The sequence below is a fragment of the Chromobacterium sp. Ag138 genome (assembly GCF_055181315.1).
The window spans coordinates 1,830,416-1,837,347 of sequence record NZ_JBUPWA010000001.1 but is presented as its reverse complement, the minus strand read 5'-3'; the positions used below and the strand labels follow the sequence as shown (position 1 = coordinate 1,837,347).

Sequence of the window (6,932 nt, the reverse complement as noted above, 5' to 3'; positions counted from 1 at the left end):
TGGCATGGCGGCGGTGTCGGTTTACGGTGGCGGGACTGTACTGCGGATTGATGACAGAAAAATGAAAAATGATTGTTTAGATGTGGCGCAGACGGAAAATACTGAATAAATGTAAATGCAATGTAACATGCTGTTGCGATACTGCGCGCTTCCCGTCAAATCGCAAGGATATTCGCAATGCAACGTTTAGCCTGTGGCCTGGCGCTGACCCTGGTCGGCGCCGCCGTATTGAGCGCCTGCGGCAGCGGCGGCGCTTCCGCCTCCACCAGCGGGTTGGTGACCGGCAGCTACTTCCGCCATGCCAAGGTTTGTCTGGACCGCAATGGCAACGGCCGTTGCGATGCCGCCGAACCCTCGACCTACACCGACGACAATGGCGCGTTCAGCCTGAGCGGCCAGGGCGATGTGGTGGTGGAGGTGGGTACCGACGCCGTTCGGTATGACCCCGACACCCAGACTGCCGCGCCGGTGACCGATCCGCTGGTATTCCGCGCGCCGGCTGGGGCCAACGGCGTGGTCAGCTCGCTGTCTTCCGAGGTGGCCGACCTGATGGATGGCGGCATGGACTTGAACAGCGCGCGCAAAGCGGTGGCCGCGCGGGTGGGCGTGCCGGCGGACAAGCTGTTGGGCGACCACAATAAGGAAAGCGATCCCGATGTCAAAGCCGCGCTGAAGGCGGCGATCAACCAGAACATCGACGCCATCGCCGGCGCGGTGAAAGAGGCGGGCGCCGGCGGCGACATCAAGGGCAGCCTGCACAGGCGAATGGCGCTGTCGGACATCAAGAACGTGGTGGTGATCTACGCCGAGAACCGCGGCTTCGACAATCTGTATGGCCTGTTCCCCGGCGCCAACGGCGTGCCCGGCGTGAATCCCGCCTCCAAGGGCGGCTACGTCGCGCAGAAGGATTTCGACAACTCGGTTCTGCCGGCGCTGCCGCCGACCTGGGGCGGCCTGACCGCCGCAGGGCAGGCGGTGACCTTGAGCCAGGCGCAGACCATGGGTTTCGCCAACAAGCCGTTCCAGATCGACGATCCGAACGGGTTGAACGGCACCGGCGTGGCGGTGCCGCAATCGGTGATCACCCGCGACCTGGTGCACCGCTTCTACAACAACCAGATGCAGATCAACGGCGGCGCCAACGACAAGTTCGCCGCCTATTCCGACGCCGGCGGCCTGTCGATGGGCTATTACGACGGCAGCAAGATGGCGATGTGGAAGCTGGCCCAGCAATACACGCTGGCCGACAACTTCTTCATGGGCGCCTTCGGCGGCTCCTTCCTCAATCACCAGTATCTGGTCTGCGCCTGCGCGCCGCAGTATCCGAATGCCGATGCTTCGCCGGCCAAGGGCAGCATCGCTGCGATCGATGTCGACGCCAAGGGCAATTTCGCGCGGCTGACGCCGGCGGCCAATGCGCCGGCATCGGTATTGTCCGGCCCGGCCAAGTATCTGAACGACGGCAATCTGACCCCCAGGGACGCGGCCGGCATGTACTATGCGGTCAACACCATGCAGCCGGCTTTCCAGCCCAGCGGCAACGCGCCGGCTGCCAGCGACGCCAGCGGACTTTACGCCGATCCGTCCAAGGCCAATACCTTGCCGGCGCAGACCCAGGCGACCATCGCGGATCGCCTGGACGCGAAGCAGATCAGCTGGGCCTGGTATGCCGGCGGCTGGGCGCAGGCCACGTCAGACCGCAGCAAGATCTATAACGGCGGCGTGCCCAATTTCCAGGCTCACCATCAGCCGTTCAACTACTATGCCAGTTTCGATTCGTCCAAACAGGCGGCCTATCGCGGCCAGCACCTGAAGGATTTCGATCAGGATTTCCTGAGCGCCGCAGCCGCGGGCGCGCTGCCGCAAGTGGCTTTCTACAAGCCGCAGGGCAACCTGAACCAGCACGCCGGCTACGCCAGCGTGGCGGACGGCGACGCCCACATCGCGTCGGTGATCGCCAAGCTGCAGCAAAGCCCGCAGTGGAAGAACATGCTGGTGGTCGTCACCTATGACGAAAACGGCGGCTTCTACGACCACGCGGCGGTGCCCAAGGGCGACCGCTGGGGGCCGGGCACCCGCATTCCGGCCATTCTGATCTCGCCGTTCGCCAAGAAGGGCTATGTCGATCACACCCAGTACGATACCGCGTCCATCCTGCGCTTCCTGACACGACGCTTCGGCCTGCAGCCGTTGCCGGGCGTGACCGCGCGCGATGTCGCGCTGGTGAGGAACGGCGGCAAGCCGATGGGCGACTTCACCTCGGCGCTGGCCTTCAACTGAGCCGTTCCGCGCCGCTGACTGCTGGGCCGCCCGCTTTGTCGGGCGGCTTTTTGTTAGCGTTCATGACATTCGGCACGCTGGCGGCCGCGGAGTGATAAACTGAAACGCTTCTCGCTCATATCTTTTCGTCATGCAGTTGAAAATCGCTCCCGGCATGCTGACGCCGCTCATCGTCGCCACGGCGCTGTTCATGGAAAACATGGACGCCACCGTGATTTCAACCTCCTTGCCGGTGATCGCGCAGGATCTGGGGGTGGACCCGATCTCGCTGAAGCTGGCGTTGACGTCCTATCTGGTCAGCCTGGCGGTGTTCATTCCCATCAGCGGCTGGATGGCCGACCGTTTCGGCGCCCGCCGCATTTTTCGTTCCGCCATTCTGGTATTCATGCTGGGCTCGCTGTTGTGCGCGATGACCGGCAGCCTGCATGGCTTTGTGCTGGCGCGCTTCCTGCAGGGCATAGGCGGGGCGATGATGGTGCCGGTGGGGCGGCTGGTCATCTTGCGCACCATAGACAAGGCGGATCTGGTGCGGGCGCTCAGCTACCTGACCGTGCCGGCGCTGCTGGGACCGGTGATAGGGCCGCCGCTGGGGGGCTTCATCAGCACTTATTTCCACTGGCGTTGGATCTTTCTGATCAATATTCCGATCGGCCTGCTCGGCTTGGCGCTGGCGGGGCGTTTCATCGCCAATCTGAAAGAGGACGAAGTGCCCAGGCTGGACTGGTGGGGCTTCCTGCTCACCGGCGCCGGCCTGTCGATGCTGATGCTGGGCCTGGCCACCGAGGGCAAGCACATGCTGTCGGCGACCGCGTCCATCTGGCTGAGCCTGCTCGGCGCCGCGCTGCTGCTGATCTATCTGCGGCATTACCGTCGGCAGTCGCATCCGCTGCTGGATCTATCCTTGCTCAGGCTGCCCACTTTTTATGCCGGCGTGGCCGGAGGCTTCATATTCCGGGTCGGCATCGGCACCATTCCCTTCCTGCTGCCCTTGATGCTGCAGTTGGGGTTCGGCTTTTCGCCGTTCGAGTCGGGCCTGCTGACTTGCTCCACCGCGATGGGGGCGATAGGGATGAAGACCGTTGTCTCCAAGGTGTTGCAGCGGTACGGCTTCCGGCGGGTGCTGGTGGTGAACAGTATTTTGGCGGGGTGTTCGGTGGCCGTGTACTCGCTGTTTCAGGCGGATACGCCGCATTGGCTGCTGCTGCTGGTGTTCGTGCTGGGCGGTTGCTTGCGCTCGCTGCAGTTCACCAGCTTGAACGCGATCACTTTCGCCGATGTCGACAAGGAGAGGCTTAGCCACGCCACCAGCTTGTCCAGCGTCGCGCAGCAACTGGCTGCCGGCTTCGGCGTGACCGTGGGCGCGTTCGCGTTGCAGGGCGCTGCCTGGCTGCAGGGCCATCAACAGCTGACCGCCGGCGATTTCGGCCACGCATTTCTGTTCATGGGCGGCCTGACCATATTGTCCAGCCTGCAGTTTTGGAAGCTGGAGCAGGATGCTGGACGGCAGGTGTCGGCGGGGCATTAGGCGAAGCGTGGATAGCAAAAACAAGAGCGCCGGCTGATGCCGGCGTTTTGCGATGGGGGGAGGGGAACGCAAAAAAGCCGCTGATTTTTCAATCAACGGCTTTTATGCTTGGTGCCCAAGAGAAGACTCGAACTTCCACACCCTTGCGGGCGCTAGGACCTGAACCTAGTGCGTCTACCAATTCCGCCACCTGGGCTAAAACTTTAAATTGTATTGCTGCTGAAATCTGGAACTGAAAGCGCCAGACTTTAAAATATCTGGTGCCCAGGAGAAGACTCGAACTTCCACACCCTTGCGGGCGCTAGGACCTGAACCTAGTGCGTCTACCAATTCCGCCACCTGGGCATACTGCTTCGGTACAGCCGATTTTGAATCTGTATTGGTGCCCAAGAGAAGACTCGAACTTCCACACCCTTGCGGGCGCTAGGACCTGAACCTAGTGCGTCTACCAATTCCGCCACCTGGGCTAAAACTTTAAATTGTATTGCTGCTGAAATCTGGAACTGAAAGCGCCAGACTTTAAAATATCTGGTGCCCAGGAGAAGACTCGAACTTCCACACCCTTGCGGGCGCTAGGACCTGAACCTAGTGCGTCTACCAATTCCGCCACCTGGGCATACTGCTTCGGTACAGCCGATTTTGAATCTGTATTGGTGCCCAAGAGAAGACTCGAACTTCCACACCCTTGCGGGCGCTAGGACCTGAACCTAGTGCGTCTACCAATTCCGCCACCTGGGCGTCGCTTTGCTGTATCATTCTGTTGCATCGCTGCAACGAGAAGCGAATTATAGACATAATTCTGAGGGTGTCAATGGCTCAAACCTCAAAAAAGCAAAAAAGTCCTTCCCTCCGCGAACAGGATCCGTTCCTCGAGAGGGAAAAACTCAAATATTCCAATCCCTTGCCCAGCCGCGAGTTCATCATGCAGATTCTCGCCGAGCAGGGGGTGCCGTTATTCCCGGATGAATTGGCCGGCATGTTGTCGATTCACGGCGACGAATCATCCTTCTTCGAACGCCGTCTGCGCGCGATGGAGCGCGACGGCGAAATCATCATCAATCGCAAGGGCGCGGTCTGCGTCGCCCAGAAACTCGATCTGATCCGCTGCAAGGTTTCCGGCCACCGCGATGGTTTCGGCTTCGCCATCCCCGATGAAGGCGAAGGCTCGGGCAACGACATCTTCCTGCCCGAGCGCGAGATGAGGAAGGTGATGCACGGCGACCGCGTGATGGTGCGGCCGTCCGGCGTAGATCGTCGCGGCCGGCAGGAGGGCCGGATCGTCGAGGTGCTGGAGCACGCGGTGACCAAGCTGGTCGGCCGCATTCAGCACGAGCGCGGCGTGTGGGTGGTGCGCCCGGAAGACCGCCGCATCAACCACGACATCCTGATCGAGCCGGGCGGCGACGCCGGCGCCAAGGATGGCCAGGTGGTGATGGTGGACATTCTGCAGCAGCCGGATGCCCGCCATCAGCCGGTCGGCAAGGTGGCCGAGGTGCTGGGCAACTACGCCGATCCGGGAATGGAGATCGAGATCGCGCTGCGCAAGCATGCGCTGCCGCACCGTTTCCCGGACGACGCGCTGGCCCAGGCCAAGGAAACGCCGAAGAAGGTGCGCAAGAAAGACTGGACCAAGGACCGCGTCGATCTGCGCGAGCTGCCGCTGGTGACGATAGACGGCGAAACCGCGCGCGATTTCGACGACGCGGTATACGCCGAGAAGCAGGGCAAGGGTTACCGCCTGGTGGTGGCGATCGCCGACGTCAGCTTCTATGTGCAGCCGGGCGACGCGCTGGACAAAGAAGCGCTGGATCGCGGCACTTCGGTCTATTTCCCGCGCCGGGTGATCCCGATGCTGCCGGAGGCGCTGTCCAATGGCATCTGCTCGCTGAATCCAGACGTCGAGCGCATGTGCATGGTCTGCGACATGCAGATCAACGCCAAGGGCGAGGTCAAAAAGTACAAGTTCTATCCGGCGGTGATGCAGTCCAAAGCCCGCCTCACCTACAACCAGGTGTGGGATTGGCTGCAGAACGGTACCGACCATGCGATGCTGCCGCATGTGAAGGATCTGTACGCGCTGTTCAAGATCCTGCTGGCCGCGCGCGCCAAGCGCGGCGCCATCGAGTTCGACTCGGTGGAAACGCAGATGATCTTCAATGAGCAGGGCAAGATCGAGCGCATCGTGCCTATCGTGCGCAACGACGCGCATCGCTTGATCGAAGAGTGCATGCTGGCGGCCAACGTCTGTTCCGCCGACTTCCTGCAGAAGAACGGCCACAAGGCGCTGTACCGCGTCCATGAGGGGCCGACCGAGGAAAAGCTGGAAAACCTGCGCACCTATCTGCGGCTGGTCGGTTTGGCGCTCGGCGGCGGCGACAAGCCCTCCGCCAAGGATTACGGCAAGCTGGCCGAACAGATCCACGGCCGTCCGGACGCGCCGGTGCTGCAGACCATGTTGCTGCGCTCGATGCAGCAGGCGGTCTATACCCCGGACAACAACGGCCACTTCGGCTTGGCCTATGAGGCCTATACCCATTTCACCTCGCCTATCCGCCGCTATCCGGACCTGCTGGTTCATCGGGCGATCAAGGCGGTATTGAAGGGCGGCAAGTACAAGCCGGGCAAGTGGGCGCAGCTCGGCGTGCACTGCTCGATGACCGAGCGGCGCGCAGACGATGCCAGCAGGGACGTCGAGTCCTGGCTCAAGACCTACTATATGCGCGACAAGGTTGGCGAGATCTTCCAAGGCAAGATCAGCGCGGTCACCAGTTTTGGCGTATTCGTGCTGTTGGACGACGTATATGTCGAAGGACTGGTGCACATCTCCGAGCTTGGCAAGGATTACTTCCATTTCAAGAAGGATGTGCAAGCCATCATCGGCGAGAAGAGCGGCGTCCAGTACCGGCTTGGCGATGTGCTGACGGTCAAGGTGATGGGCGCCAATCTGGAGAACTCCCAGGTCGACTTCGCGCTGATCAAGGACCCTTCCTCGGCGCAAGAAGCGGGCGAGGGCGCTGCCGAGAAACGGATGGGCACCCGCTCCAGCCGCCGCCGCCGCGGCGGGAAGGGCGAAGGAAGCGCGGGGGCGCACGCTGTTGCAGCGGCACCGGCGAGTGGCGAGCCGCCT

Annotated in this window: 3 protein-coding genes and 5 tRNA genes; 3 read left to right on the top strand and 5 right to left on the bottom strand. The window is 61.9% G+C overall.

The window, feature by feature from the left end; genetic code table 11:
* Positions 1–177: 177 nt before the first annotated feature.
* Both ACY3GB_RS08285 and ACY3GB_RS08280 read left to right on the top strand, forming a co-directional pair.
* Complete coding sequence (locus ACY3GB_RS08285) at positions 178–2,280, top strand: acid phosphatase (RefSeq protein ID WP_463088326.1); 2,103 nt, start codon at positions 178–180, stop codon at positions 2,278–2,280.
* A gap of 130 nt (positions 2,281–2,410) precedes the next feature.
* Positions 2,411–3,805, top strand: coding sequence for a DHA2 family efflux MFS transporter permease subunit (locus ACY3GB_RS08280; protein WP_463088325.1), 1,395 nt, complete (start codon positions 2,411–2,413; stop codon positions 3,803–3,805).
* 109 nt (positions 3,806–3,914) lie between these two features.
* Here the strand turns inward: ACY3GB_RS08280 and ACY3GB_RS08275 are convergent.
* The 5 genes from ACY3GB_RS08275 to ACY3GB_RS08255 form a co-directional block, all read right to left on the bottom strand.
* A tRNA-Leu gene (locus ACY3GB_RS08275) sits at positions 3,915–4,001 on the bottom strand.
* Between the two features lie 62 nt (positions 4,002–4,063).
* Positions 4,064–4,150 (bottom strand) — tRNA-Leu (locus tag ACY3GB_RS08270).
* 35 nt (positions 4,151–4,185) lie between these two features.
* Positions 4,186–4,272, bottom strand: a tRNA-Leu gene (locus ACY3GB_RS08265).
* Between the two features lie 62 nt (positions 4,273–4,334).
* Positions 4,335–4,421, bottom strand: a tRNA-Leu gene (locus ACY3GB_RS08260).
* Positions 4,422–4,456: 35 nt separating this feature from the next.
* A tRNA-Leu gene (locus tag ACY3GB_RS08255) sits at positions 4,457–4,543 on the bottom strand.
* Between the two features lie 73 nt (positions 4,544–4,616).
* Between ACY3GB_RS08255 and rnr the strand changes: the two genes are divergently transcribed.
* Positions 4,617–6,932: ribonuclease R (rnr, locus tag ACY3GB_RS08250; protein ID WP_463088324.1), on the top strand; the 2,316-nt coding region annotated here is incomplete at its 3' end.